Raw genomic sequence first — 25,281 nt, forward strand, 5'->3', positions numbered from 1 at the left:
ATCGATCAATTTCCTTCTGGTGCGGATGGAGCGGCGGCGGGCTTACTGGATTCACTTTTCACGTTCAGCCCACTTTTCACTTTTAACAAAGATCCGTTGGATAACTGGAACTGACCATCGGTGACCACCTGCTCACCAGCGGCCAAACCGGAACGAATCACCGTTAAATTTTTCACGGTGCGATCCATCACCACCGGGCGCATTTCGGCTTTGCCATTAACGGCCACATACACATAATCGCCCTGCTGTCCGCTTTGCAACGCCTGGGTAGGAATGACCACCGCATTGGGCTGCTGGGCTAAATTCAGCACCACATCCACAAACTGACCCGGCCAAAGCTTGCGCTCGGCGTTTTCAAAGCGGGCCTTCATGCGAATGGTGCCGGTGTTGGTATCCACGGTGCTATCCAGAAAATCCACCACCCCAGACAGTTGAGAGGGGGGCGTTTCACGGGTTTCCACCAAAGCCGGAAACTGACGGGTGCGGCCCGCCGTGCGAACCGATTTAAGACTTTGCTCCGGGATTGAAAACCCCACATCAATGGGATTGAGCCGATCCAGTCGAATCAGGGGGGTATCTCCAATTTTTACGGTATCTCCCACATGAATTTGCAAACGCCCAGTCCGACCGGAAAACGGCGCGTGAATTTTGCCATATCTCAGTTGAATCCGGGCGCTTTCTACCAAAGCCTGATCCGCTCTGACATTGGCCTGAGCGCTGGCAATGGTCGAGGCATCGGCTGCCACAATGGCCTTGGCGTTTTGAATGGCTGCGCGATCCGAATCCACGGTGGCCTCTGCAACCTTGCGTGCCGTAACCGCCTGATCGTACTGATCCACGCTGATAAATTCATCTTTTAACAACGAGGCAAATCGCTTCTCCTGAGTTCGAGCGTATTCCAACTGCGCCAAATCTTTATCCAGATTGGCCTGAGCCTGCCGCACTGCGGTTTGATTTTTCACCAAATTGGCACGGGCCTGAGCCACCAGTGATTGATCCTTGCTCACAATGGCTTGCGCCTGAGCCAGACTGGCCTCAATAGATTGGGTATCAATGGCAAAAAGCAGTTGTCCTTGCTGCACAAAAGCGCCTTCCTCAAAATAAATGCCGTTAATGCGGCCTTCAATCTGGGGCTTTAAGGTAACGGTAGAAACGGTTTCCACATTGCCAATGGTTCGAATTTGCACCGGCATGGTGCGAGAGATAACCGTGGCCAATTCCACCGGCACTGGAACGGTTTTGGGATCCACCGCCCCGGCCTGGCCGGGTTTGGCGTCTTGCATACTGCGATTCCAGAAAAAAAACACGGCCAGTAAAATGACCAATCCTGCTAAAAACCCAATCCGGCGGGTGTTGGAAGACTTTTTTTTCAATGGAGGCTGGCTCATAAGCACGTCCTGTCGTTGGGTTTTAATCCTGTAAAAATAAGGGCCAGCAATTCCGCGGCCTGATTTTGCAATTTCACACGTTTATCAGCACGCTCGTAAGGAGGCAAAACACTGCGCAGTGCTAGTAAAATCAGTTGGGCGGTATGGTATAAATCAGGTTGAAGCGTGATTTCACCTTGCTGCCTGGCCCGTTCCAAAAGCGCCCGCACCAAAGCAAGGCGGGCTTCAAAAAATGGCGCCAGCAAGGTTCTGACCTGCTCTCGGGTGGCGGCCATTTCCTCGGGACTGCGGCGATTTTTTTGCACCGAATCAAACACCATGCCCACATTTTGCACCAGCATGATTTTGAGCAATTCCAGAGCCGGTTTATCGGTGCGTTCGGCAATTTTAAGCATGTGGGCCACCTGATTCCGCTTATTTTCCAGAATCAGGGCGAATAAAATGGCCTCTTTGTTGGCAAATTCCAGATAAACGCTGCCTTTGCCAATTCCGGCCCGTAGGGCGATATCATCCAGCGTGGTTTTCTCGTAGCCAAACTGGTCAAACAACGCCGAGGCGGCCTCTAAAATAAGGCCGGAACGATTTTCCTGAATTTTTTTTCGTCCCATGGCAAGGTTTTCCACAATTACTTCTGGTTATATTTTTGACCAATTCCATCTATTGGTCAAGAAAAACCGGACTCGTGAAAGGGTTACTTTCAGCGAAATCCGGCGGGTCGTTGGTTAAAAAAATGGATAGGTTTGGGAGAGAATTTAAGAGATTGTTCATTCAGATACCCGGCACAAGCCAAAAAGTTTCAAACCGCTGTCAATAAATTTTCGAGACCCCTTTAATGACTGTCTATGGGCAATTCCGCCTTACTGCCCTTGCCCAGGAAAAATAAAAGGCCCAGAGACAAGACAAACACCATGCCCATAAACCAGAAAATATCCGCATAAGAAAGCACCGCCGCTTGCTGACTTAACATGCCATCCATAATGGCCAGCGCCTGTTGTTTGGCCATGCCGATGGAAGTGCCCTGTTGCTGCAAGTGGTGAGCCATGCCTTCAATTTGAGCCCGAACCGCCGGATTGTAGAGGCTAATATGCTCGCTCAGCACGGAGCGGTGAAAGTTCTGGCGTTCGGCCAGCAAGGTGGTTAAAACCGCAATGCCAATACTGCCGCCAATTTGCCGGGTCAGGTTAAAAAACCCGCTGGCTGCGGCGATATCCTGCTTGGGAATGGGGCTGAGAGTGGCCAGGGTTAGGGGCATAAACATCAGCACCGTACCCGCCCCTCGCCAAATCAGGGGCCAGTAAAGGCTATCCTCGTTGGTGTTGGGGTTAATGCCCGCTAAATAAAACATGGTGAGCGCCAAAATAATGGAGCCTACGGCAATTAAAATCCGGTTGTCCAGTTTACGGCTCAGCTGAGCGCCCACCATCATAAACACAGCGGACGCAATGGCACCCGGCAACAACAGAAAGCCGGTTTTTTCGGCGTTATAATGCAGCAGGGTTTGGGCGAAAATGGGCAGGGCAAACAAGGCCCCATACAACCCCATTCCCAATAAAGCGGAAAACACGCTGCCCGCGGCCAACGAGCGATAGCGCAACACCCGCAAATCCACGGCCGGATGCTCCACGGTCAACTCTCGCCACACAAACAAAATGATGCCCACCACGCTCAGCACCGCCATTAGGGCAATAAAGGCAGAGGCAAACCAGTCCTCCTGATGCCCTTCTTCCAACATGGTTTGAAAACTGGACAGAGCCAGGGCCAAAAGCCCAATGCCCCACCAATCCACTTTGCGCTTGCGAACCTCCGGGTCAATTTTATCGGGGTAGAAAAAAATCAGGGCCGCAATGACCGCCAAAATCCCGAAGGGAATGTTAATAAAAAAGATCCACCGCCAGCCAATGGCATCCGTAATAAAACCGCCCAAAGTCGGCCCCAGCGCAGGCCCCACCATAACCCCCATGCCAAAAACAGCCTGCGCTATATTTTGTTGATGCGGTGGAAAGGTTTCAAAAATAATGGATTGCCCTTTGGCCAGCAAGCCGCCCCCTGCCAAGCCCTGCAACACTCTGGCCAAAATAAGCATGGGCAAGGTGGTGGCCATGCCGCATAAAACAGAAGCCAACGTAAATCCCACCAGACAAAAAATAAAATAGTTCTTCTTCCCAAAATAATCGCCCAACCAGGCACTCAGCGGAATCATCACCACGTTGGCCACCGCATAACCCGTGACCACCCAGCCAATTTCAGACAGGGTCGCCCCCAGATTGCCCTGCATATCGGGCAAGGCCACGTTCACAATGCTGGTATCAATCACCTCCAGCACCGCCCCAAGTGAGGCGGTAATGGCAATGGCCCACTTCCACCAGCCGGGACGTTCCTGAGACTGAGGCACTTCAGCAAAAGTAGTGGCGACTGTAGACATCCATGCAGTTCCTATTCTTGATTTTCGGGCTGTTGGGCGGGACTAATGCCCCGAATAAACACATCCAGAACCGTATCCAGATAGGCTTCCGGTGAAAAACCGGTTTCCACCATTTTGCGACGCAACATGCCCCCCATTAGCGAACTGACCAATACTTCCACGGTCTGCTCCGGGTCCAGATGGGGCAAAACCTGCCCGTTGTCCTGAGCCCGTTTTAAGTAATCAATCAATTTCAACCGAACGGGCTGCCAGGCGGTGCAGGCGATTTGTCTGGCCCCATCCGGCTGGCGGGTGCATTCCCCAATAAACATGCGGATAATCGGTTCTTTTTCAAACAAAACCGCATTAGAAACCCGTGCGTAATAGGTCAAATCCTTTCGCAAATCCCCGTTGGACATCCCCGGGCCGGTCAGGGCCTCATCAATGGTATTGGCCGATTGCTCCACCACGGCTTTTAGCAACAGTTCCTTATTTTGAAAATGGCGAAATAGGGTGGTCTCGTTCACTTCTGCCACCCGAGCAATTTCACGGGTGGTAGCCCCTTTCACCCCCTGCTCGGCAAACACGGTGGAAGCCGCTTTCAAAATCCGCTCACGGGTGGTCAATTTTTCAGGAGGAGAAGCACCCTCAATCAAAGCATCGGCAGACATCAGGAGGCGGGTTTCCTTTGAGACGGCTGGCTGACTTTAACCGAAACCACGGTAGACATGCCGGGAACCAGTAAATTCTCGTAACCCTTCACGCTGTCGGGTTTCAGCAAGATTTTTACCGGAATGCGCTGCACAATTTTGGTGAAGTTGCCGGTGGCGTTTTCGGCAGGGAGCAAGGCAAATTGCGCCCCGGATGCCGGTGAAAAACTATTGACCACCCCCTCAAAATGATGGCTGGGAAAGGCGTCCACCTCAATTTCAACCGATTGACCGGGCCGCATCCGACTGAGCTGGGTTTCCTTATAATTGGCCACCACCCAAACTTCCGGGCTGACCACCGCCATTAATAATTCACCCGGTTGCACCCGCTGGCCCACTTCCACCGATTTTTTGCCAATTTTGCCGGAAACCGGGGCCAGAATTCGGGTATAACCCACATTTAACTGCGCTTGACGCACCTCATCCTCGGCCATTTGAACCGAAGCCAGCGCCGCATCATACTGAGCCTTGACCACTGCCAGTTGAAGGGTTTGGGCCTGCGCCGACTGGGCAACCCCCTGGGATTGAGTCAATTTAGACACATTACCACTAACGCTGGATTGAGTTTGAGCCAAGCGGGCTTCTGCCTGCCGCAAATTGGCCTGAGCGGAATTTTGAGCGGCATCAGCGCCTTTCAAAGCAGTGAAAGCTGTTTCCAGTTGCTGAGCGGAAATAGCCTCCGGGTCTGCCCCTTTATAGCGGGCGTAATCCGATTGGGCCTTTTGGTACTGGACGGCTTGCTGCTCCAGCAAGTGCCTAGCCTGAGACACCGCAGCACGGGCCTCGGCCACCGCTTGCCTAGATTGGGCAATGGTGGACTGGGAAGCCCCCACCACGCCCTGAGCCTGAGTTACCTGAGAGGCCGCCTGCCGCTGGGTGTAAGCAATGTTGCTAAAAGCGGTTTTGGCCTGAGCCTTAGCGTTCAGCAAATGGCTCTGGGCCTGACTGAGCATCAAGGCGTAGTCCTGATTGTCAATCACCGCAATCACATCGCCCTTTTGAACGGCCTGATCATCCTCCACCAGAACCTGGGCAATGGTACCCGCTACCCGAGGGGCCACCGGATGCACATGCCCCACCAGAGTGGCGTTATCGGTTTTTTCAAACTGGCTGGCCTGCCACAACCAAAGCAAAGCACCCAAGGCCACCGCAATCACCACGCCCACCAGTATCAAAAATGACTTATTGGTGGCTAAGGCTTGACCCGAAAAGGCGTTGGGCGGCTTGGGGAGGGGTTCGGTAATCTCTGACATCAGCTTGGGGATCCTTTAATCGTGCCTAAAAAAGAATAAAACATAATAAAGAGGTAAAATCAGGGAACGGTGAAGGGGTTAGTATCCGCCCCCCAGTGCTTTGTAAAGGCTAATGGTGGCAATGGCCGTATCGGCTTTACTGCGAATGGCACTTTGCCGGTAACGCATTTGCTCGCTTTCGGCCTGCAACACATCCAGCTTGGGAACCAGCCCCTGCTGGAATCGGCTATCCGTCAATCGCAAACTGTTTTCAGTCAAAACCAGTTGTTGATTGCTGCTGTTCAAGCCATCATAGCCCGTCTTCAAGGTAGACAGACTATCCTCCACATCTTTCATGGCCATCAAAATTACTTGTCGGTAAGTTTCCAGCGCTTCTTTCTGCTTGGCCTTGCGATAATTCAGCTCGGCTTTCAGCTTGCCGCCCTGAAAAATGGGCTGACTCAGGGCCAAAGACTGCATATTAAACACATTGCCCCAATCCCAGAGGTTTCTAAAACCCAGCGCCCCGGCACCCACCATGGCCCCCAGATTCACGCTGGGCAGAAACGCTTTGCGAGCCACTCGCACATCAATACGGCTGCTTTCCAGCATTTTTTCCTGAGCCAGCACATCCGGGCGACGGGTTAACAGCTCCCCCGGAGAACCCACTTCGGTTTCCAGCGGCAAACTCAACGCTTCCAGCGTGGCACGAGGCAGTTGAGCGGCGCTGGCAGGTGGGGAGCCGGTTAAAATAGAAAGTTGGTGCGCGAAAACCGCTTGCTGCTGCCTGAAGCTGGCCAAATTCATCTCCGATTCGGCAGCGTCTCGCTGGGCCAGCAACACGGCATCCAAACTCAGCAAACCGGCCTGATGCTGAGAAGCTTTCAATGTCGCCACCCGTTGCAACAAGCCCAGGTTCTTTTGCTGAGACTCGATCAGGGCATCCATTCTCAACAGGTTAAAATAAGCGGAAGCCACGTCCCCCACCACCGTGTTCAGAACGGCATGGCTCTGCAACTCGGCGGATTCTGCCTGTCGCCTGCTGGAACGAATGATGTCCAGGTTCTTGCCCCATAAATCCAGCTCGTAAGCGGCTTGCAAGGGCAGATTGTAAAGCCGTAAGGGGGTTTCTAACGGCAAAGCGCCTTTAACGTTATCGGGCAAGGCAATGCGGTAGGCCGAGGGGCTCAGGGTAACGCTGGGTAGTTCTTTTGAAAAAGCTTGGGCCGTCAAGGCTCGGGATTGGGCCACGGTTTGCAGGGAAGCGTTCAAGGTGGGGTTGTTCTGCAAGGCCGCATGAATGTAGGTGTCCAAATGCGGATCCTGAAATTTTTGCCACCACTGGCGATCCGGGAAGCCCCCAATCAAAACGGTTCCCGGTTCAGCGGCATCTGGTTGGGAAACCTCGTTCCAGCTTTTGGAAACCTGAATCGCGGCCTGTTTCACGTCCGCTAAAGCCGTAAGCGATGTTGCGTTGCTGTAACAAGCCAAGAATGTGAGGGCCACGATGATTTTCAGATTGGGTTTCATAACCCCTCATTTCAAACAGTAATGATTTGAAATCACTATAAATGCGGCTTTAAACCCATGCAAGCGTGTACTTGCATTTATTTGAAAAACAGTGGGGCGCACCGTGCTTAGAACGACTCTGCAAGGTAGAACTTGGCTATTTTTGAGTGACAAGAGAGGGGAGTCAAGCCTCCATGCAGAATAAAAAAGAAAAAAAGCAGTCAGGGCAAGCCTGTCACCCTGCCCATTCATCAGTTCACCCCCCTCCTAAACAAGTTCATCCCTTCTGCCATCAAACTTGCGGTTTCAAAGTCGCATCCCCTCCGGGGGGTTGGCTTATGGAGCAGGTCTGTTTCAGATAATGTAAACGGGTCCCTTTAAAAAAGTTTTAATCAATGACCACCTCGCTGCAGAACTATCCTCTCCCCGGCCTGCTACCCAGCAGGGGGATGCCTCCTGTGGTCAAAACCCTGCCTGCTTTTTCGGCCCAATTTTCAGTCCAAAATCCAGCTTTGGCCCAGAACCTGACGCCCCCAAACCGCCCTCCCATTGAAGCTGGACATTTGGCCACAGCGGGGCTGCTTTTCACCTTGGGGCTGGCCACCCATCATCTTCCGGGAAAAGCCCTTAAGCCGGAAACCTTCAAGTTTTTTTTACCGCCCGACTGGAAAAGCTGGGCGAGAGTAGGGCTGGGCGTTGCCACCGTGGGCCAGCTGAATCAGGGCATGAACTGGAAACCACCCGCCTGGCTAACCGGGATAGAATCGGCGGCGGTGATTACCCCCATGGCTTTGCGTTTCTCCAAAGCCTCCGGGCTGACCGTGTTGCTGGTGGCACCGCTGGTGGCAGGCATTGTGCAAACCAGCCAATGGGCCAATCAGGCCTTTGTGAAAGACTTAAAGCAACAATTGAAGGTGCCGGAACCCCTATCCCGTCTGATGATCTCTTTAACCGTAGGAGGGCTAGGCATTCTGGGGTCCCTTCTGTTTCATCGACAAATTCGCAATTTGCCCGTGGAAAAGCTGCCCCTCAAGCAATATCCATCCCTGCAAAAGCGGGCGGAAGCGCTGAAAAAAAATCTGACTGAAATACTAGGCCCCAGCATGATGTTGCGAACTTGCCCTCGAGGCTGCTCACCAAGTATTATTTGCCTGAGCGAGATTGGCGAAATAGTGGGAGGCATGTGGCACTGGTTTCAAGGCCAAACGCACGCCACCAACAATTCGCCCCACCCAATCCCAACCCAAAGGAGGTGATTAAACAATGAACGTCCAATTTAAAGGCGCAACCAACCCCATGTTGGCATTGCAACAAAAAAAGGCGGCCCAGCAAAAACAGGCTGGCCAAACCGTGAAACTCATGGATCAGCCCAAAGCGGATACTTTCCAAAAGAAAGCCCCCCAGTTTGGCGCAAGCTGCTGCGGTTAATCCTTTTTACGGTTATGCAACCCGCTGAAAAACCAACCATATTCAGCGAGTTCCTACGTTGGGTATCGGGGTCGCCTCAATTGCGGCCCCGATACGCTTCACCCCAATAACGGAGTCCATCATCCCGGTGCTTACAGTCAATTTGGGTTTCCAGCCCCCTTTTAAGACAAACCCCAACGCTCAAACCCGGCAGAATGAGGCCCATTTTGCCGGATCTTGCTGCGGCGGCAAGAAAAAACAGCCCGTATCCGCCCCTGCCAACCACGAAACAAAAATCTCTAAAAGCGAGCCAGTTCATCAGCCCAGCGCTTCCGCAAAACAAACACCCCTTCCTTTTTGGCAAAAAATGCGAGGCCAAATCAAGGAATGGTTCCAGCAATTTTTCTCCATTTTAAAAACGGATTTAAAAGCGCTATTTATGAGCAAAAAATAGCCAGCATCCTAAACATAAGACGACTCAATATGAGACGAGGGCAAAAGTCATCTATTTTTTAATGAGAGCGGCTGCACCACCCTCCCCCACCGGGTTAAAGTCCTCAGCCCAAATGCCCTTGAGCTTCGGTTTGCCACTGTACAGAAAAAATCGCTCAAACAAATTCGCCTGATACAAACTGTCAACCGTGACGGTTTGAACCGTACCGGGCGGGTTGAGTTCCTCCCAGTCCACATCAGCCTTTCGCTTCAGGACCAGCCGGGTTAAAAATTTGGGACGCACGGTCTTCACCCCGTAGTGCCCCCGCATGGCCTGAATCAGGGTGGGAACATCGCTGCTGTTGTTTTGGGCGGCATACAGCTGGAGAACCACCCATTTGGTGCAATTAAAGCTAATGGGGCTTTGGATGGGCGCCACCAGATTATAACGGTGATGGGGAGGCAGCAGGGATTCAAAGGGTTCGGCGTAAAAACGCTGCAACATGCGGGCTTGCAAAGCAGGGGTGGGAATTAATAGCAACGCTTCCGGGTAGTTACTGCGCTGGCCGTAGAAAAAATCCTTCAGGCTTTGCCGCCACAAGCGGGCGGTTTTCCGGCCAGTTTCCGGGTTGGAATATAAACTGTACGTCATCCACTCTCCGCTGGTGGGATCCTGAAAAACAAAGCCGGAATGGGTCATGCCGGTGCGATCAAACAAGCGGGTCACATAAGCGCCTTGTCGGGCCACCACACCAACTTGGGCATGATTAGCCCGTAAGGTTTGAATGGTCCAGCTGGACATGGCCTCGGCCAAGGCCAATTTTTTGGGATTTCCCCATTGAAAGGGCTTGACCGGCAAGGAGGCGAATGAGTCGCCATGGGTCTGATGAGCGCTGATACCAGGATCCATTGCCCAGCTGTTGTTGCCAGCCCACCCAAAGCAAAGCAGCAACAAGCAAACTAGCCATCGTGTTTTCAAGTTAAACATAGCGCTCTCAAAATTTTGGAACCAAAAACAAGCCAAATGGCAGTCAACATACGCTGCCAAAATCAAAACCACTGTATCATAATTGGGTTAGAGAGAGCCGTAAGCAAGCAAACGGGTGTTTCCCGGCAAACCATTTCAAGATATAGTAGAAATCCTTAACCGATGCTTATTTATCAGGAATTGAAACTCATGATTTCCTTTTCAGGGCTTTTCTCAGGGGGCTGGGCCAATACCAATGGTGGGGAACAAAACCGGTTCTGGCGCTCAGTTCTGTCTGGATTTCGCACTTTTTTACCACTCACAGAATCCGGGGATACTTTTACACGATCCAATCCATAGCCCTGTGCCAAGGATGCCTGCCGCTTGAGCTATGTGTAGCCTGTGGCTCTATAGAGGGAGTGAGAAATTAGTCGATTCGGGAATAGCCGATATACCGGATTCGATGGCAAAATAGTGAAGACATTCAAAGTGCTTTTCAACTTTGAATATTGCTTTATTGACTGGCTGTAGAGTGGTGGCCCTGCTTTTACCCCCATTCAAACTCCATAATGCCGTTCAGGCCAAATCCAGAGGTAGCCATTCAGGGCTTACTGAATCACCTTCAACATCCTGTATTAGTCCGATAAGGGGAGATTCCATCATGGCGGATCAGCCAAACAAACCAAAATCTGTTGCGGCTTCTAAACCCAAAAGCAGTTTACAGCCCAAGCAGAAACAAACAGAGCCAGAAAAACACAGCACCCTTGAAATTGATGAAAGAGCCTCCCAAAAAGGATACGATATTAACCTGGGCGGCAAACGCATGGGCGGCCCTACCGGCGGAGATATCGCCGGGGGAGGGGGCGGACCTGCCATTGGCCAAAAACACCGTGGCGATGACAGTACCGCGGATCACTATGGATCGCGCGAAGAAACCAACGCCGCTTTAGAAGACAAAATTGCCATTCAAAACACGTTGAAACTGCACGAACATTTTTAAAAAGTAAATCCAGCCTCAATAAAAAAACGCCTGAATTTTAACATGGATTCAGGTGTTTTTTGTGAATTTTTAATACGCCAATAGCATTAATACCTTATTAACCAGAAGTCTAATTTTTCAAGGTTGAGATTGTACGAGGCGTTATTGACTGCTAGTATAATTCGACTCCAACCACTGGAGTACCCTGCGGGGAAGGACAAAAGCAAATTCATAACCAGGGAAACACCTGCGGCGTTGGTCATAAAAAAACCGTTGGCATCGGTTCAATCAAGGCTTATATTTAAAAAAGCATTCAGTTTTTCTGAGTCCTTCATCTTCAGGTCATTTGAGTCGTTACAAAGTCATTCCATTTCGTTTCAACCCCCTTTGTTAAAGCTGGAGAGAAAAGAGTATGAATTTAAGGTTTAAAAAAGCCTGGGCTTCCGGGCTGATCAGCACAGGGTTATTGATATTTTTGCCGTGTGTGCCGGTGTGGGCCTATCAAATTGACAAGAACAAACGTATTATTGCCGTTTCTCCCACCGGAGACTACAGTACAGACGCCCAGAAAGCACTGGCTTATTTATTGCAGCGTCCCGATAAAGACACCCGTTGGACCTTTCAGTTCAATCCGGGAAAATACTATTTAAGCAAGCCTTTATATGGGGTGGGCTTGAAAAACGTTCAATTTTCATCCAACCCCGATAACCCGGCCATATTGATTAAAGCCGATAATTTTTCACAAAGTGAGTATTTAATTTATCTGAGAATGAGCGAAAAAATCGGGGTACGGGGATTTCAGTTTTACGGGCGCACTTCCTTTAAAGATAACAACAATCCGGTGTGGCCGGATCAGGGATTATTTTTTGGCTCTTGTCGCAATGTGAACATTGAGCGCAACCAGTTTTACAATTTTGGCAATGCCGCCCTGCGGGTTACCACCAGCGAGTCCGATCCGGTTCAAGGGGTGAACAGCTTTGATACCACCGTTACCGGGAACACCTTTAACAATATCTACCAGATTTCCACCACCTCAAATGACGAAATTCATGGGGCCACAGCCCGTTACTGGTTAAAAAATAACACCATTGTCAACCTGAGAGGCTCTGTAAAATTCGCCTCCCGAACCCCTGGGGCCAAAGACGTTTATATCGTGGATAACAGCATTAATGGCAGTGAGCATTACGGACTGGAAATTGACAACTTCGACAACATGGAAATTCGGGGCAATACCCTGCAAAATATTAAAGGTATTGCCATCAATATCTACACCAACCCCAGGGTTCGCAAAGGCTTTAACTGGGGGAACAATTTTACGATTGCTGACAATAAAATGCACAACGTGCGCCGGGGCATCCGCTTTAGCCCGGACCCTTCAGCCGATGGGTATAAACCGGTGCCTAAAAACCTGCAAATTATCAACAATACACTCACTCAAATCACGGAAAGTGATCCTCATGTACCGGCCATTGCCGTCAGTAATGGGGTGGTAAACGGGATTAAAATTACAGACAACAAATTGTCCTCGGTTAAGAACAAGAAGTTTATCGGGATTTCCAAAGGCAGTAGCCCCATTACCCAGATAAACAACACCGGGGAAGGAAAAGCGCTAGAGACTCAAAGTATAGGCGGTGGCTCAGTTGCCTCCTCTCCTTCGCCTTCTCCTTCCCCATCACCTTCACCGGCGAAACCCTCAGCCAGCAGCCCTGCTACCAGTAGTAATGGCCTGAAGGCGCCCAGTCAGTTAACCGCCAAATACGATGGGAAGCTAACCGTGCGCTTAAACTGGAATGACAACGCCGCCGATGAAACCGGGCTGGAAGTCTGGGGCAGTTTCGATAGTAAAAAATTCGATAAAATTGCCCAGGTTTACCCGGATACCAAGGTGTTTACCCATCGTTTAAAACAGGTGCCGTCCCAGCCCAGTTATTATTATCAGGTGCGGGCCATCAAAAATAGCACCGCCTCTCCCATGAGCAACGTGGCAAAAATTAACTTCAAGTAGTTTTTAGTTTTGAATATTTTCCAACACTGATTTGAGATTAAAACCGCCCGATGGATTCGTTCATCGGGCCTTTTTTCGCTCAAGCAATTAACCCCCAAACGGTTATTTCTGAATGCCGTGCGCTTTATCCACTTTTTGCTGCATCAGCGCCGCCAATACCGTTTGCATGGCCCCCCCAAAACTAGCCATACCAAACGACCAGAGATAAGCCAACGGCATGTTGCGCCCCCCACTGGACTTCATGACATATTGCAAAGCCTGCTGGGGCATTTTTCGAACGCCACCTTGAGTGGCCCATTTTTCAAACAAGGTAGTGGCTCGCTTTTTGGTACTTTTCACAAACTGCATGCCCTTTTGCTGTACTTCTTGAATCGGTTTCAAAACATTCAGCCAACCATTATCACTTCCTAGCGTTTTTTTCAGATCCTCCATACGGGCGTCAAAGTTTTTTTCGGTATGGCCGGTAAAGCGCTTATAAATATGGTTTCCCATGGCCTCAGACAAACCGAATGAACCGCATATTGCGGCCCAAACAGGCACCATCGACCATTCTTTGCCCGCAGGGGTAGGATCATTCTGGCGCCCCATCAGTTTGCGACTGAACCTTACCACTTTTCGAGTAAATTCGCTGTCTTCCTTATGAATTTTAAGGGCCGCCAAAGACTGGGAGCCAGCCACCACAGCCGACAATCCGGAAGCGATATAGATAGGCACCCCAAAGAAGAAGGCGTTGATGCCTCCGGTGATAATCAGGGCGGACGTGACTTTAAAAGCCCCAATCAAGGTAGAGGCATTGAACCAGGAATTTCCTTTGGCAGGCTCCGCTTGAGCGGGCGACATCCTGGCGTCCGTTTTGGCTTTATGGTTATGCGTATCCGAAGCGGGTGTTTTCAGAGGAGGGTTTTTATCTGGCCCGGATTTCTGCGCCACTTTGGACTGAGGTCGAGACAAAGTGTCCTTGCTAGATGTATCTGGACTGGATGCCTCTGGGGAAGGAGCCGGGGAATACGCATTTTTCCCTTTCTGAGCGGCTCGATCAGTCTTGAAGGTATCCGCAACGTTACTTTCTGAAGCGTTTTTTAAAGGTTCAGGCCACCCCCAGCCGTATGGCATGGGACGGATCGCCGCAACAGCATCCTGAGGGCCTCCCGGAAAACGAGGCGTGAAAGGCAAGTTGAACCCACCTGCCGCCCCACCTTGAGGCAGGTAATTGAGCTGACCCTGACGCGCAAAAGGAACACCAGAAGGCGATTGATATACGATTCGGTTGTTTCCACCACTACTATTAGGGGCATTTAACATGCGTCAAGGACTCATACTGGTTTCTTGGTTCAGTAAAACCGGTAAACCTAATTTAATACCGGCTTGGTAAAGAATTATTACAACACAGCCATTGGAGCCTTTACTACCCGAGTTTTAAGAAACACGCATATAGCAAACCTCGGCCACGGCTACCAAGCGGTTATTCAGGTCATATAAATCCACGTGCACCGGACACAGGCTGCGACCCAGCTTGATAACCCTGGCCACCGCCCGCACGTCCGTCATACAGGGGGCCAAAAAACGGATGCTCATATCGGTAGTGGCCATACGCTCATCCGGGCCGGTGTGGGTCATAATGGCGAAGCAGGCGATGGTATCCGCCACAGCCATTAGCAAGCCACCGTGGAACGACTCGAAAATACCGTCAAAATCTTTATCACGGGGCATTTTCGCTTCGCACAGCCCCGGAGACAGTTCTAAAACCTGCAAGCCAAACTTGTCGAAGGCCGGAATTTTCCGCACCCGGTCCAGAATGCGCTGTTCTAAATCCCCTTCAAGCATGAAAATCCCTTTCCTAAAGTCATTGCACCCTTTCAAGATAGCCAAAACAAAAGCTTTTTAAAAATTCAGAAAAACAATGCCCCAATGGGCGGTAAACGTGACACAAACCATAAAAAACCTGCCTCATAAACCTTAACAGGTTATTTGAGACAGGTCATTATTTATTCGCGGGTATTTATATCCGGTTATTTATCTCGGGTTAGAGAGGCGAGCGACGATGCGCTGAAAACCGGAGGGAACAATTCATTGAAGCAATTACAGAGAGCGCCCTTGAATAACGCGGATTAAAACCGAGATGACCGCCAACACCAACAACAGGTGAATCAGTCCATTCAATTGATAGCCGCCCAAGAATCCCAGCAACCAAGCAATCACAAGTATAACAGCAATGGTGTACATAAAAAGCGCCTTATTACCTTTCTTTAAATTTCATTATTTTTTACAGGTGTGATTGAAATGAGTATAGCAAGAGAGGATCAAGCGCTACAATTAACCGGGCGTCTAGCACTACCGGGCTATTTGTATTGAGTAATGTAACACCCTTGGCCTCTATTTTCCTAATAAAACCCGAATAAAACCAGATGACCGGGCCAAGCTCCCGGTCATCTGAACCATCATGATTTTAAAAATGGGTTTAAAGAACCTGTGAAAAAGGCTGTCCCAGTTCTGGCAGTAGCGCTTGACGAGAAAAAATCACCGCCTGTGCCGCAGCCAAACGAGCCACCGGAATCCGAAACGGGGAACAGCTCACATAATTAAGTCCAATGCGATGGCAGAATTGAACGCTTTTAGCCTCTCCCCCATGCTCGCCGCATAGCCCCAGCTTGAGATCCGGCTGGGTTTGCCGCCCCTTGTCTCGAGCCATTTCCATTAACAGGCCAACCCCTCCCTGATCCAGTGTCTCAAACGGGTTTTCGGGGATTATATTTTTCTCCAGATAACGGGCCAGAAAACGACCCTCTGAGTCATCCCGACTGAAACCAAGGGCCAGTTGGGTTAAATCATTGGTGCCAAAACTAAAAAACTGGGAATGTTTGGCAATCTGATCCGCCACCAAAGCGGCCCGAGGCACCTCAATCATGGTGCCAAACAAATAAGTGGGCCATCGTCCCCGACGGCTCATGACCTCATGAGCCACGGCGTCCAGTTGCACTTTGATGGTTTCCAGCTCTTTGGCATAACCCACTAACGGGATCATAATTTCCGGCTGAACAGCACCCCCTTCCTCCAGAATATCGCAAGCGGCCTCAAAAATGGCCCGCACCTGAACTTCATAAATTTCTGGATAAACCAGCCCTAAGCGGCACCCCCGAAACCCCATCATGGGATTCACTTCTCGCAACTCATCAATTTTAGCCAATACGGCGTGTTTGAATTTCACCGCATCCTGATAAGGGTCTGCCTTTTCCAGACGAAGTAACTCGGCATAAGCTTCATCCCGGTTGGGCAAAAACTCATGCAGCGGTGGATCCAGTAAACGAATAGTCACCGGGTAGCCGTTCATGGCCTGAAAAATCCCTTTAAAGTCGGCATGTTGCATAGGCAATAGCTGCGCCAGTGCCTTGCGACGCTCCTCTGACGTATTGGCCAGAATCATCTCTCGTACCACCGGCAAGCGTTCCTCGGCCATAAACATATGCTCCGTCCGACAAAGCCCAATGCCCTTGGCTCCCATTTCTACCGCTTTTCGGGCATCGGCAGGGGTGTCGGCATTGGCCCGAACGCCGAGCCTGCGGGTTTCATCGGCCCAGTTCAGCAAATGCTCCAGCTCCTCCGTAATTTGAGGAGGCTGGGTGGCGATGGTCCCTTCAAATACCTCTCCGGTGCCCCCATCAATTGAAACAATACTGCCTTTGGTCAGCACTTTGCCACGCACTGTCAGTGTTTCACGCTTTAAATCCACCTTGCACGCTTCGCAACCCGCCACACAAGGCTTCCCAATCCCTCGGGCCACCACCGCCGCATGGCTGGTATTGCCGCCCCGAGCCGTTAAAACACCTTGAGCGGCCAGCATGCCATGCACATCATCCGGGCAGGTTTCCAAACGGGTTAAAATAATTTTTTCACCCGCTTCCGCCAAAGTTTTGGCCTCACCGGGATCGAACACAATCATGCCGGTAGCGGCCCCCGGAGAAGCGTTTAAACCCGTGGCCAGCAAACGCCCTGCTTGTCGGGCTTTTTGCTTATCCAGCGGATTAAAAGCGGGCAAAAACAACTGGCTCAACTGATTGGCCTCTACCCGCAACAAAGCGGTTTCCACCGGCAACAAACCCTCATGCACCATATCCACCGCAATTTTAACGGCGGCCTGTACCGTGCGCTTGCCGGTGCGGGTTTGCAACATAAACAGTCGTCCCCGCTCAACGGTAAACTCCATGTCTTGCACATCCATATAATGATGCTCCAACCGGTAAGCGATTTCCGATAGTTCCTGATAAAGCCGGGGTAATTCCACCGCCATATCGGCCAACTTTTTTGGGGTGCGAATCCCGGCCACTACATCCTCGCCCTGAGCATTGATCAGATATTCTCCGTATAATTCCTTTTCCCCGGTGGAGGGGTTGCGAGTAAAAGCCACCCCGGTGGCCGAATTATCACCCATATTGCCAAACACCATGGCCTGAATATTCACCGCCGTTCCCAGCGTGTGATCAATTTTCATATGATTGCGATAAGCCACCGCCCTTGGAATCAACCAGGAACCAAAAACCGATTCAACCGCCATTCGCAGCTGTTCCATAGGATCTTCCGGGAAAGGCTGCCCGGTTTGATCCAGAATGATTTCCAGATAAGCGTCCACTACTTGCCGCAACACCGAGGCGGGGATATCGGTATCCTCCACCAAGCCCAACTGTTTTTTCTGATAGACCAACAGATCCTCAAAATAATCCTTGTTCACCCCCAAAACCACACTGCCAAACATTTGGATAAACCGCCGATAGGTATCATACCCAAATCGCTCATCGCCAGACTGGCGAATCAGCCCCCGCAAGGTTTGTTCATTCAAGCCCAGATTCAATACGGTCTCCATCATGCCCGGCATGGAAATTCTGGCGCCCGAACGCACCGAGAGCAACAGTGGATTTTCTGGATCTCCAAAGCGACGATTCATGGATTTTTCAACAGTACTCAAGGCCTGCCGCACCTCATCCATCAAGCCAGAAGGCAAAGTATGGCCGTCTCGTAAATAGGTGTTGCAAACCTCGGTGGTTAAAATAAAACCGGGCGGCACTGGCAGGCCCAAACGAGCCATTTCAGAAAGGTTTGCTCCTTTGCTACCCAAAAGGTCTTTCATGCTGGCATCGCCATCGCTTAATAAATACACATTTTTTTGGGTCGCTATGTTCATATCCGATTCCCCCTCTTTTTTTAAAAACGTTCTGACTGCACTCCGATGAATTGGATCAAACCCATCATGAATGGTGGCGCTTTACAGCGCCGTAAAAGCAACTTGATTTTTTGATCGAATGTTAGCGTGTCTTAAACAAAATTGGAAAAATAAAAAAGTAAAAAGTTTTAAAAATGATCAGGCTTAAAAGTTACCAAAAACAAAAATAATAAAATACGGGCCGATCAGACACCAAAATAAAACGCCACCCTACACAGCGGAAGCTGATTTTTTGGGGGGCTTAGGCTGCTTATACAGCCTGCTTTTTTCATTTCGTATTTTATACTCGGTTGGCAAAAAATCGGAACGCAGGCCAAAGTGAACTCTGGCCGTCGGCTGACGACCTTCAGGCTCAATGGCCCTGCGATCGCCCAGACCAAACCCCACATCCACAAAGCCCTGCATAAAGCGGGTTAACTGGGCCCTGAAACCAAACCCAACCCCTTGCAACAAGGTGGCCTTGGCCAGTGTGGCGGTTTTCGGGTTGTAAAATGGACTGCTTTTATCGTTCCACACCTGCCCTAAATCGTAAAACAAGGCACCCTGAACCCGTTGGCTCATCCACGGGCTAACATACTTTAATCCCGGCAGGGGAAAGCGATGCTCAATCCCCAGGTTATACCCCCGATCCCCAATCAGGACGCCTTCTGTAAAGCCTCTTACACTGCTTTGGCCACCCAGTTGAAATTGTTGCAAAGAAGACAAGGCATCCGGGGTCCATTGGCCATAAGCCTTCAATATTAATAGATTATTTTTAGGCAAAAGAATCAAGCGATTAAAAAAGTTTTCCACCTTCCAGAAGCTGTTGTCAGCCCTGGTCCCTTTGAAGGCGAAGGTGTTCTGAACCCGGTTAAAGGTTCTCCCCCAGCGATCGGAGTGATCAAAACTCAAGCCCGTTTGAATGGAATGTACTTCTTCTGCGTTGGTTTGATCCCCTTCAAAAAAATTGGTGGCCCGCTGCCAGTTGAAGCCGGTATCCAGCTGCCAGCTTCGGCTTCGGCCCAGTGGCTGGGTAATATTCACACCGGCACTGTAAGATTTTCCGGTAATCGAAGGCGGGGTATCAATGGGTAATTTTACGTTCACCCGGCTGTAGGCAAAACTGCCAGAAACTTCCGTGCCAAAACGATTGAGTGGAACCGAATAGGTACCGACACCCACCTGGGTGCCAGTTGCCCCCAGATAGCGCCCATACAACCGATCGCCCGCTCGAAACAGACTGTCATTTCGGACCTCTACCCCGGCCCGGTACAGACCCACAAAATAACGTCCCTGATTGTCAAAAGTAGGGCTTACCTGTAACGGCTGGCGTTCGGCCACTTTGAGTTTAATATTGGTGGCTCCCGGCTGATCACCGGGGGATAAGAAAGCCTTTACCTTATAGCCATCATTCAAACGATTGCTGGCATTTAAATCCCGTTCCAGCTTTCTAAAATTGAGCGGTTCTCCCGGCTGCTGGGACAGGTTTCGGCCAATCACCCGCACCCGATAAAAACGACTGCCTTCAATGTGGATATTACCCACACGGCCTTCCTGAACCTGAATGCGAAGCACGCCCTCTTTCACATCCTGGGGCGGAATGAACGCTTCGGTGGTCAGGTAGCCTTTTTCCCGGTAATAGCCAGTAATTTGCTCAACCAGCCTCCCCAGACTATCCAGCGTTTGCGGGGTTCCCTCGTAAGGCCGGGTCAAGCGGTTGGCCTCTTCCTTGCTCAGCAAGGTGGCCCCTTCTATCAGGATTTTTTGAATGGGGAAAGCCGCTGAAGCAAAATGGGCTGGAGGGCTAATCGCCGGAACGTCCAGCTTGATTTCCTCCTGCCGCACAGCAGGTGCTTGCCGGGAAGAAAAACCCTGTTGATCCAGAAATCGCATTTGACCAGAAGGTTGGGTTAACAGACCCGGGTTAAGGCTGGCAGGGGCCGATTGACCCGGTAAACTGTTTTGAGCAAAGCCAACAGGCGTTAAAAAAGTAACGCTTAAAAAGCAGACGACTAAAACAGTCCTTCGACCTTGAATCTGGAAAAACAGACATCCCACACGACACGTCCCATCCATTGCGCCAACAAAACAAAACGGTTGAATGGCCTCGTTTTTGCGCTCAATGGCAAACTCACTTTCATGGGAAAGTGCCTATACATCAGCCCGATTTAACATGCATGCAGTTATAACGCCTTTGGCCTCTAAAATAAACCCCCAGTCAGAGCAATTAGCAGAGCTTCCTACTACCCGTTCAGGTAATAAACATCTAGTCAATGGTATTTGAATGAGAAGTTTGTCACAGTCTACTCACTAAAACCACATTAATCGATAGCGCTATTTTGGATTAGGCAATGGTGTTATTGATTTCAGCGAAAGTGAGTTCAGTTTTTCTATTGCATAGGGATATTGGGCAGTTATTATTGAAACATTAGAAATTAATAAAGGAGAGACGCATCATGAATGCAGTTGGTAAAAACACGCATACTTCAAAATGGATTCCGTGGACACTTATTTTTGGCATCACCGCCAGCACGGTACCAGTTGCCTATGCCGCCCCCGGCGAGGTGAACTCCATTAACAACGGGCAAAATATACAGGCTGGTACTTACTTCAACACAGCAGGATCACGCACCACTTTCCAAAATCAGGGTGGTAGCCTGCATTTAAGATCCGGCGATCTGGTCCGTGGATTGGAAAGCAATATTAGTGGCACCCCCAACGGCAACGGAGGAGCCTTGTACTTCAAAGCCAATGTGGTGCGGCTAGATGGCACCATTGACGCCAGTGCGGTTAGAAACGGATCGCTTTACACCGGCAATGGCGGAAAAGTGGTAGTGGATTCCAACTACCTGTTTCAAAATGGCAATATTTTTGCCAACGGGGCCAACGGCGGGCTGGTGCAATTCAACGTGGGGGCCATGACTTTGGGATCTAACGCCCGCATTACCGCCCAGGGCTTTGGGGGCAATGGCGGGGCCGTTGTAGCCAACAGCGCCGGGGTGGTTGATTTACAGGCAGGCTCTATCATTGACACTTCTGGTAAAGTGGCTGGCACCTTTGATACCAATGTGATTAACATTGAAGGAGGCGCCTTTAACAATCAGGGCATTTTAAGGGCCAACGGTCTTTCCGGCACCGATCTGAAACCCAATAACGGAGATGCGGCCGTGATGTTGGCCAATCCACAACTGGCCAACAACCCGGTACCGCCTCCCATTAGCCTGGGTACTGGAACCAACGATACCAGCATGCCCAACATTCTGTTTGGACCACCCGGTAGCGCCGACTTTCGGGGCGGTACGGTTCGACTGGTGGCAACCGGGCAAAGCCTATCGGTGGCCAATGACATTAACAACAGCGCCGTATTTTCCACCGCTGAAAAAAGCAACCTCAACAACCGGAACGGGCAAGTCATTAGCTTCAATCAAGGCGATGTTTTCCAGCGAGGCTTAGTGGAAACCAATGGCGGGGTTGGTAAAAATGGCGGTACCGTCATCATTGCGGCGGCCCGCAATGTGATCAACGGCACCACCATTCAAGCCAATGGGGCCAACTCTGTGGATGGCGTATTCAACACCAATGGCAATGGAGGTAACGGCGGTAACGGGGGCGCTATTATCCTGACAGCAATGAACAGCGTGAACAATACCGGCAGCTTGCAAGCCAATGGCGGTAACGGGGCCATTGCGGCAACCGTAAACACCGTGACCGGCAACAATAACAATGCCAACGCCACCGTCAACGGGGTGGGCGGTGCCGGTGGAACCGGAGGACTCATTGCGTTCAATAGCAATACCAGTAACCACACCGGAAATTTACAGGCCAATGGTGGCATTGGTGGTGGGGGAGGCCACGCCAATACGTTTGACACTGAAAGCGCAGCCGGTGGAAACCCGACCGCAATCGCACTTTCCAATGGCGGCGTAGGCGGACAAGGTGGACGAGGCGGTCTGGTTGTATTTAGTGGAAACGCCAACCCAACCGGCAGCGGCATTAAAACCGTAAACGGCGGACAAGGCGGACGAGGCGGTAACGCCTGGGCCGACAGCCGAGCAACCAGCAGCACCGGCAACCCGGTGGCAGATGCCACAGCGAACGCTGGAGCAGGGGGCACTGGCGGCGCGGCGGGCTCCATTATTGCCGTCATCCCAGGCAGCCTCACTAATTTTTCAACCCGATCGGGCGGAACCGGAAATAGCGGCCTCGCCTCGTTCCGGGAGGTGAGCGTTCTGAACGGGGTCAGTACCACTCAGACCGGTTCCACGCCGATGGTGTCAGGCAGTGTCACTAGCGGCAATAACAACACCGTGCTGGCCACCCGCAGAAATGAATATCTGAGCCACGCGGAAAACGGTGTGCTACTGACACAGGCTGGTGGGGCGGGTAATCTCATCAACACCCTCAGCGGGCGTCTCAACGACAGCTTGATTCGAACGGTATTAAACCCCAATGGTTCCAGCGGGGCCAATGGCGCCGCACTGGCCAACGCCCAAGCCAGCGGTAACTTTGTAGTGTCCAGTGGGGTCAGTGGGCTGGGTCTGAACAACAATCTGGTCAACTCCAACCTGAACCCACTTTTCTTCAGGCTAAACACGCTCACGTTATTGAATAACGGCAACATTGACAACAATATGTTATGGACGCCCGGTGTTCATTTGGTAGGAGAAGGATTTCACGATTTCTTATTCTCTCTGGGCGGAGGGCATATTTCATGGCTGGCAAACGGTAATATCACCAACAACCAAATCACCATGACCCGTGGCCTTTGGGGCGGAGGCAGCATTCACCTGGCTGCCACCCAGGACATCATCAACAATAACGGCTTCATTACCATTGGCCCAAACAAGGCGTTACTCTCCGCCTTTCAAAGCAACGGCCCCACCTATGAATTTTCCCACTCGGGAAGCTCTATCTTCAAGGCAGGCCGGGACATAGTGAATGCTACCAACGGAAAAATTCAAAGCAATGACATCTTTTTTGACATTCACCCACCTCTGCGGCAAAATCCGCCCATTGAGTGGCCTAAATTCCTGAATGGCGCACAAATCGGGGCAAAAATATATCTGCTTGCCGATAGAAACCTGGTTAACAATGGGCTGCTACAGTCTGACGCCCTGACCTACCGGCACGGGGCGGATGGTGCCAGTAATCCGGCCTTAGCCCAGGGCGGTATCATTATTGGTCGCCACAGAACGGGGAGCTTTATCAATAATGGCACCCTAAGCGCCAATGGCAATGCCTTCTTTAGCCCTAACGAAAACAACGGGCCACGGTTTAATACCAATACGTTCCCTGCTGCCACCAGCTTTAACGGAACCATTGATATTCCATAACCGGCTCAGCAACGCAAAAAGCCACTCCAGCAATATGGAGTGGCTTTTTACATTCCGTAAAAAAACGGATCATTTCATTAATTTGTATCCAATTACTAAGCTCAACCTTAAAGGGCTTCGTTAAAACAGCAGGCCTCTTTCTGGTCAAACTGGCCCAAATAAAATAAACTTTTCCTAAAGCAGAGGTTTAAGCAACGGACCGAGTAACACATAGTAGCTTTAGCTGTGAGTGATTCAATGTGAAAAATATCGTGAGCCTATTGTGCCAGCCTACTGTCCTTTAAAAATGGACACCGGCTTGGCAAGTTGAGTTTAAAGGAGTGTTTTAATGCGTTTTTTATCCAGCCTGGCTAAACCCCTGTCCTCTCTGGCATTAATTATGGCATTCAGCCTGGCGCCTTGTGCCGATCAGGTTTCATGGGCCGTTCCGGGAAGTCCAACCCAAGCCTACACCATCAACAGTCAGGCCCGGACGATCACCATTCAACCCACCGCCGATGCTGCCGCTCAAATTAATAAAGCGCTGACCTACCTCAATCAACGAGCCGATCAAGGCAACGTATGGACCCTGAAATTTCAGCCCGGACGCTACCTGCTGAATCAAAGTATCAGGCTGGATCGCCTCCAGAATGTATCGCTGGTTTCCGATCGCCAAAACCCGGCTATTTTACGAAAAGATCCGGCTGCTTTTAAAAATGAATACGTGTTCTACACCCGATTCAGTAAAAATGTCAGCATTTCAGGGTTTGATATTTATGGGTTGAGTGTTGAGTTTAAGCCTGAATTATATGCCACCACCACCAATCCCATCTGGCACGATCAAGGCCTTTATTTTGGCTCCTGCAATGGGGTGCTGGTCAATGAAAATCGCTTTTTCAACTTTGGAAACGCGGCTCTTCGAATCACCACCACCGAAATGGATCCGGTTGCAGGCGTCAACAGCTTCAACAGCACCGTTACCAGGAATTACTTCCGCAATGTGTATCAGGTCAGCACCACCTCCAACGATACCATTCACGGGGGAACTTCCGCTTATTACTTTATGGGTAACACGTTTGATGAGTTAAGAGGCTCTCTGAAATTTGCCAGTAGAACCAGCGGAGCAACCGATGTACGGGTTCATTTCAATCACATCCGAAGCGGCAACACCGATGGCATTGAAATCGTGGGATACAACAATCTGGAACTGTATAAAAATAAAATCGAAAACGTGCCCAGACATGCCATTAATTGCTATAGCAACGGGCGATCGGTTAAAGGGTTTCAATGGGGCGATAATCTCCGGTTTATCAGCAATGAAATCAGTAACGTCAATTGGGGTTTACGCTTTAGCGCTGATGCCTTCGGCGATGGGTATCACCCCTCTCCCAACAACATTAAAATAGATAAAAATTTATTCAGCGATATCAAAGGCCCTAGCCCAGCCATCACCCTGAGCAATGGAACCTTTAAAACCCCCAGCATTACAGAGAATCAGTTAAACAATATCATGAGTAAAAAATACATTTCCGCAGAAAACAGTATTAGTCCTAAAATCACAAACAACATGGCTGAGCATAAACCACTTTAGTTCAACTGACCTGAAAAAGAAAAACACCGGCTTTAACACCGGTGTTTTTCTGGTAGATAATGAAATTATTTCACTTCACACAATGGCAAAGCATTCAGGCTCCACCATATCAATATGCCCACAATCCATGCATTCTTGCTCAATCAATTTTCTGGTA

Annotated in this window: 19 protein-coding genes; 7 read left to right on the top strand and 12 right to left on the bottom strand. The window is 50.4% G+C overall.

Annotated elements, in window-relative coordinates; genetic code table 11:
- Nucleotides 1-5: 5 nt before the first annotated feature.
- From ACEW81_RS01920 to ACEW81_RS01945, 6 genes are all read right to left on the bottom strand, one after another.
- Nucleotides 6-1,388 carry an efflux RND transporter periplasmic adaptor subunit gene (locus ACEW81_RS01920; protein WP_373531275.1) on the bottom strand — a complete coding sequence of 461 codons (1,383 nt, stop codon included), beginning with the start codon at nucleotides 1,386-1,388 and terminating at the stop codon, nucleotides 6-8.
- Entirely contained in the window at nucleotides 1,385-1,996 is a 612-nt protein-coding gene (locus ACEW81_RS01925; RefSeq protein WP_373531276.1) for a TetR/AcrR family transcriptional regulator, read from the bottom strand. The genes ACEW81_RS01920 and ACEW81_RS01925 overlap by 4 nt, the downstream gene beginning before the upstream one ends.
- 221 nt (nucleotides 1,997-2,217) lie before the next feature.
- Nucleotides 2,218-3,810: a DHA2 family efflux MFS transporter permease subunit gene (locus tag ACEW81_RS01930; protein WP_373531277.1), complete on the bottom strand. Its 1,593-nt coding sequence runs from the start codon at nucleotides 3,808-3,810 to the stop codon at nucleotides 2,218-2,220.
- Nucleotides 3,811-3,821: 11 nt separating this feature from the next.
- Nucleotides 3,822-4,460: a TetR/AcrR family transcriptional regulator gene (locus ACEW81_RS01935; protein WP_373531278.1), complete on the bottom strand. Its 639-nt coding sequence runs from the start codon at nucleotides 4,458-4,460 to the stop codon at nucleotides 3,822-3,824.
- Nucleotides 4,460-5,752 carry an HlyD family secretion protein gene (locus ACEW81_RS01940; protein ID WP_373531279.1) on the bottom strand — a complete coding sequence of 431 codons (1,293 nt, stop codon included), beginning with the start codon at nucleotides 5,750-5,752 and terminating at the stop codon, nucleotides 4,460-4,462. The genes ACEW81_RS01935 and ACEW81_RS01940 overlap by 1 nt, the downstream gene beginning before the upstream one ends.
- Nucleotides 5,753-5,830: 78 nt before the next feature.
- A complete protein-coding gene (locus tag ACEW81_RS01945; protein WP_373531280.1) occupies nucleotides 5,831-7,261 on the bottom strand; it encodes an efflux transporter outer membrane subunit in 1,431 nt (476 codons plus the stop codon).
- A gap of 374 nt (nucleotides 7,262-7,635) precedes the next feature.
- On the opposite strand from ACEW81_RS01945, the gene ACEW81_RS01950 reads away from it, so the two are divergent.
- From ACEW81_RS01950 to ACEW81_RS01960, 3 genes are all read left to right on the top strand, one after another.
- Nucleotides 7,636-8,496 carry a hypothetical protein gene (locus ACEW81_RS01950; protein WP_373531281.1) on the top strand — a complete coding sequence of 287 codons (861 nt, stop codon included), beginning with the start codon at nucleotides 7,636-7,638 and terminating at the stop codon, nucleotides 8,494-8,496.
- Between the two features lie 7 nt (nucleotides 8,497-8,503).
- The gene (locus ACEW81_RS01955; RefSeq protein ID WP_373531282.1) at nucleotides 8,504-8,668 is read left to right on the top strand and encodes a hypothetical protein; all 165 of its coding nucleotides are present in this window, start codon (nucleotides 8,504-8,506) and stop codon (nucleotides 8,666-8,668) included.
- A gap of 127 nt (nucleotides 8,669-8,795) precedes the next feature.
- Complete coding sequence (locus ACEW81_RS01960) at nucleotides 8,796-9,101, top strand: hypothetical protein (protein ID WP_373531283.1); 306 nt, start codon at nucleotides 8,796-8,798, stop codon at nucleotides 9,099-9,101.
- Nucleotides 9,102-9,152: 51 nt separating this feature from the next.
- Here the strand turns inward: ACEW81_RS01960 and ACEW81_RS01965 are convergent, their stop codons facing one another.
- Entirely contained in the window at nucleotides 9,153-9,989 is an 837-nt protein-coding gene (locus tag ACEW81_RS01965; RefSeq protein ID WP_373531284.1) for a DUF2145 domain-containing protein, read from the bottom strand.
- A gap of 718 nt (nucleotides 9,990-10,707) precedes the next feature.
- Between ACEW81_RS01965 and ACEW81_RS01970 the strand changes: the two genes are divergently transcribed.
- Together ACEW81_RS01970 and ACEW81_RS01975 are read left to right on the top strand one after the other, a co-directional pair.
- Nucleotides 10,708-11,046 (top strand): hypothetical protein, encoded by a 339-nt coding sequence (locus tag ACEW81_RS01970; protein WP_373531285.1) that lies wholly within the window; start codon nucleotides 10,708-10,710, stop codon nucleotides 11,044-11,046.
- A 391-nt stretch (nucleotides 11,047-11,437) separates the two neighbouring features.
- Nucleotides 11,438-13,030 (top strand): right-handed parallel beta-helix repeat-containing protein, encoded by a 1,593-nt coding sequence (locus tag ACEW81_RS01975; protein WP_373531286.1) that lies wholly within the window; start codon nucleotides 11,438-11,440, stop codon nucleotides 13,028-13,030.
- 102 nt (nucleotides 13,031-13,132) lie between these two features.
- Here ACEW81_RS01975 and ACEW81_RS01980 read toward each other — a convergent pair whose 3' ends face one another.
- From ACEW81_RS01980 to ACEW81_RS02000, 5 genes are all read right to left on the bottom strand, one after another.
- Nucleotides 13,133-14,332 carry a hypothetical protein gene (locus ACEW81_RS01980; RefSeq protein WP_373531287.1) on the bottom strand — a complete coding sequence of 400 codons (1,200 nt, stop codon included), beginning with the start codon at nucleotides 14,330-14,332 and terminating at the stop codon, nucleotides 13,133-13,135.
- Nucleotides 14,333-14,446: 114 nt separating this feature from the next.
- The gene (locus ACEW81_RS01985; protein ID WP_373531288.1) at nucleotides 14,447-14,854 is read right to left on the bottom strand and encodes a PaaI family thioesterase; all 408 of its coding nucleotides are present in this window, start codon (nucleotides 14,852-14,854) and stop codon (nucleotides 14,447-14,449) included.
- Nucleotides 14,855-15,109: 255 nt separating this feature from the next.
- On the bottom strand, nucleotides 15,110-15,253 hold the full coding sequence (locus ACEW81_RS01990) for a lmo0937 family membrane protein (protein ID WP_373531289.1): 144 nt from the start codon (nucleotides 15,251-15,253) through the stop codon (nucleotides 15,110-15,112).
- Nucleotides 15,254-15,488: 235 nt separating this feature from the next.
- Nucleotides 15,489-18,203 carry a pyruvate, phosphate dikinase gene (gene ppdK, locus ACEW81_RS01995; protein WP_373531290.1) on the bottom strand — a complete coding sequence of 905 codons (2,715 nt, stop codon included), beginning with the start codon at nucleotides 18,201-18,203 and terminating at the stop codon, nucleotides 15,489-15,491.
- Nucleotides 18,204-18,452: 249 nt separating this feature from the next.
- The gene (locus ACEW81_RS02000; protein WP_373531291.1) at nucleotides 18,453-20,297 is read right to left on the bottom strand and encodes a ShlB/FhaC/HecB family hemolysin secretion/activation protein; all 1,845 of its coding nucleotides are present in this window, start codon (nucleotides 20,295-20,297) and stop codon (nucleotides 18,453-18,455) included.
- Between the two features lie 380 nt (nucleotides 20,298-20,677).
- Here ACEW81_RS02000 and ACEW81_RS02005 point away from each other — a divergent pair, with 380 nt between their 5' ends.
- Nucleotides 20,678-23,554, top strand: a complete 2,877-nt coding sequence (locus ACEW81_RS02005; RefSeq protein ID WP_373531292.1) for a beta strand repeat-containing protein — start codon at nucleotides 20,678-20,680, stop codon at nucleotides 23,552-23,554.
- 328 nt (nucleotides 23,555-23,882) lie between these two features.
- Complete coding sequence (locus ACEW81_RS02010) at nucleotides 23,883-25,124, top strand: right-handed parallel beta-helix repeat-containing protein (protein ID WP_373531293.1); 1,242 nt, start codon at nucleotides 23,883-23,885, stop codon at nucleotides 25,122-25,124.
- Nucleotides 25,125-25,281: the final 157 nt, after the last annotated feature.

This window comes from Vampirovibrio sp., from assembly GCF_041737375.1.
Classification (GTDB): Bacteria; Cyanobacteriota; Vampirovibrionia; order Vampirovibrionales; family Vampirovibrionaceae; genus Vampirovibrio.

Bases quoted from the DNA above. Each gene is read 5' to 3' on its own strand.
- ACEW81_RS01920 (WP_373531275.1), bottom strand. From the start codon at position 1,388: ATGAGCCAGCCTCCATTGAAAAAAAAGTCTTCCAACACCCGCCGGATT.
- ACEW81_RS01925 (WP_373531276.1), bottom strand. From the start codon at position 1,996: ATGGGACGAAAAAAAATTCAGGAAAATCGTTCCGGCCTTATTTTAGAG.
- ACEW81_RS01930 (WP_373531277.1), bottom strand. From the start codon at position 3,810: ATGTCTACAGTCGCCACTACTTTTGCTGAAGTGCCTCAGTCTCAGGAA.
- ACEW81_RS01935 (WP_373531278.1), bottom strand. From the start codon at position 4,460: ATGTCTGCCGATGCTTTGATTGAGGGTGCTTCTCCTCCTGAAAAATTG.
- ACEW81_RS01940 (WP_373531279.1), bottom strand. From the start codon at position 5,752: ATGTCAGAGATTACCGAACCCCTCCCCAAGCCGCCCAACGCCTTTTCG.
- ACEW81_RS01945 (WP_373531280.1), bottom strand. From the start codon at position 7,261: ATGAAACCCAATCTGAAAATCATCGTGGCCCTCACATTCTTGGCTTGT.
- ACEW81_RS01950 (WP_373531281.1), top strand. From the start codon at position 7,636: ATGACCACCTCGCTGCAGAACTATCCTCTCCCCGGCCTGCTACCCAGC.
- ACEW81_RS01955 (WP_373531282.1), top strand. From the start codon at position 8,504: ATGAACGTCCAATTTAAAGGCGCAACCAACCCCATGTTGGCATTGCAA.
- ACEW81_RS01965 (WP_373531284.1), bottom strand. From the start codon at position 9,989: ATGGATCCTGGTATCAGCGCTCATCAGACCCATGGCGACTCATTCGCC.
- ACEW81_RS01970 (WP_373531285.1), top strand. From the start codon at position 10,708: ATGGCGGATCAGCCAAACAAACCAAAATCTGTTGCGGCTTCTAAACCC.
- ACEW81_RS01975 (WP_373531286.1), top strand. From the start codon at position 11,438: ATGAATTTAAGGTTTAAAAAAGCCTGGGCTTCCGGGCTGATCAGCACA.
- ACEW81_RS01980 (WP_373531287.1), bottom strand. From the start codon at position 14,332: ATGTTAAATGCCCCTAATAGTAGTGGTGGAAACAACCGAATCGTATAT.
- ACEW81_RS01985 (WP_373531288.1), bottom strand. From the start codon at position 14,854: ATGCTTGAAGGGGATTTAGAACAGCGCATTCTGGACCGGGTGCGGAAA.
- ACEW81_RS01990 (WP_373531289.1), bottom strand. From the start codon at position 15,253: ATGTACACCATTGCTGTTATACTTGTGATTGCTTGGTTGCTGGGATTC.
- ppdK (WP_373531290.1), bottom strand. From the start codon at position 18,203: ATGAACATAGCGACCCAAAAAAATGTGTATTTATTAAGCGATGGCGAT.
- ACEW81_RS02000 (WP_373531291.1), bottom strand. From the start codon at position 20,297: ATGGATGGGACGTGTCGTGTGGGATGTCTGTTTTTCCAGATTCAAGGT.
- ACEW81_RS02005 (WP_373531292.1), top strand. From the start codon at position 20,678: ATGAATGCAGTTGGTAAAAACACGCATACTTCAAAATGGATTCCGTGG.
- ACEW81_RS02010 (WP_373531293.1), top strand. From the start codon at position 23,883: ATGCGTTTTTTATCCAGCCTGGCTAAACCCCTGTCCTCTCTGGCATTA.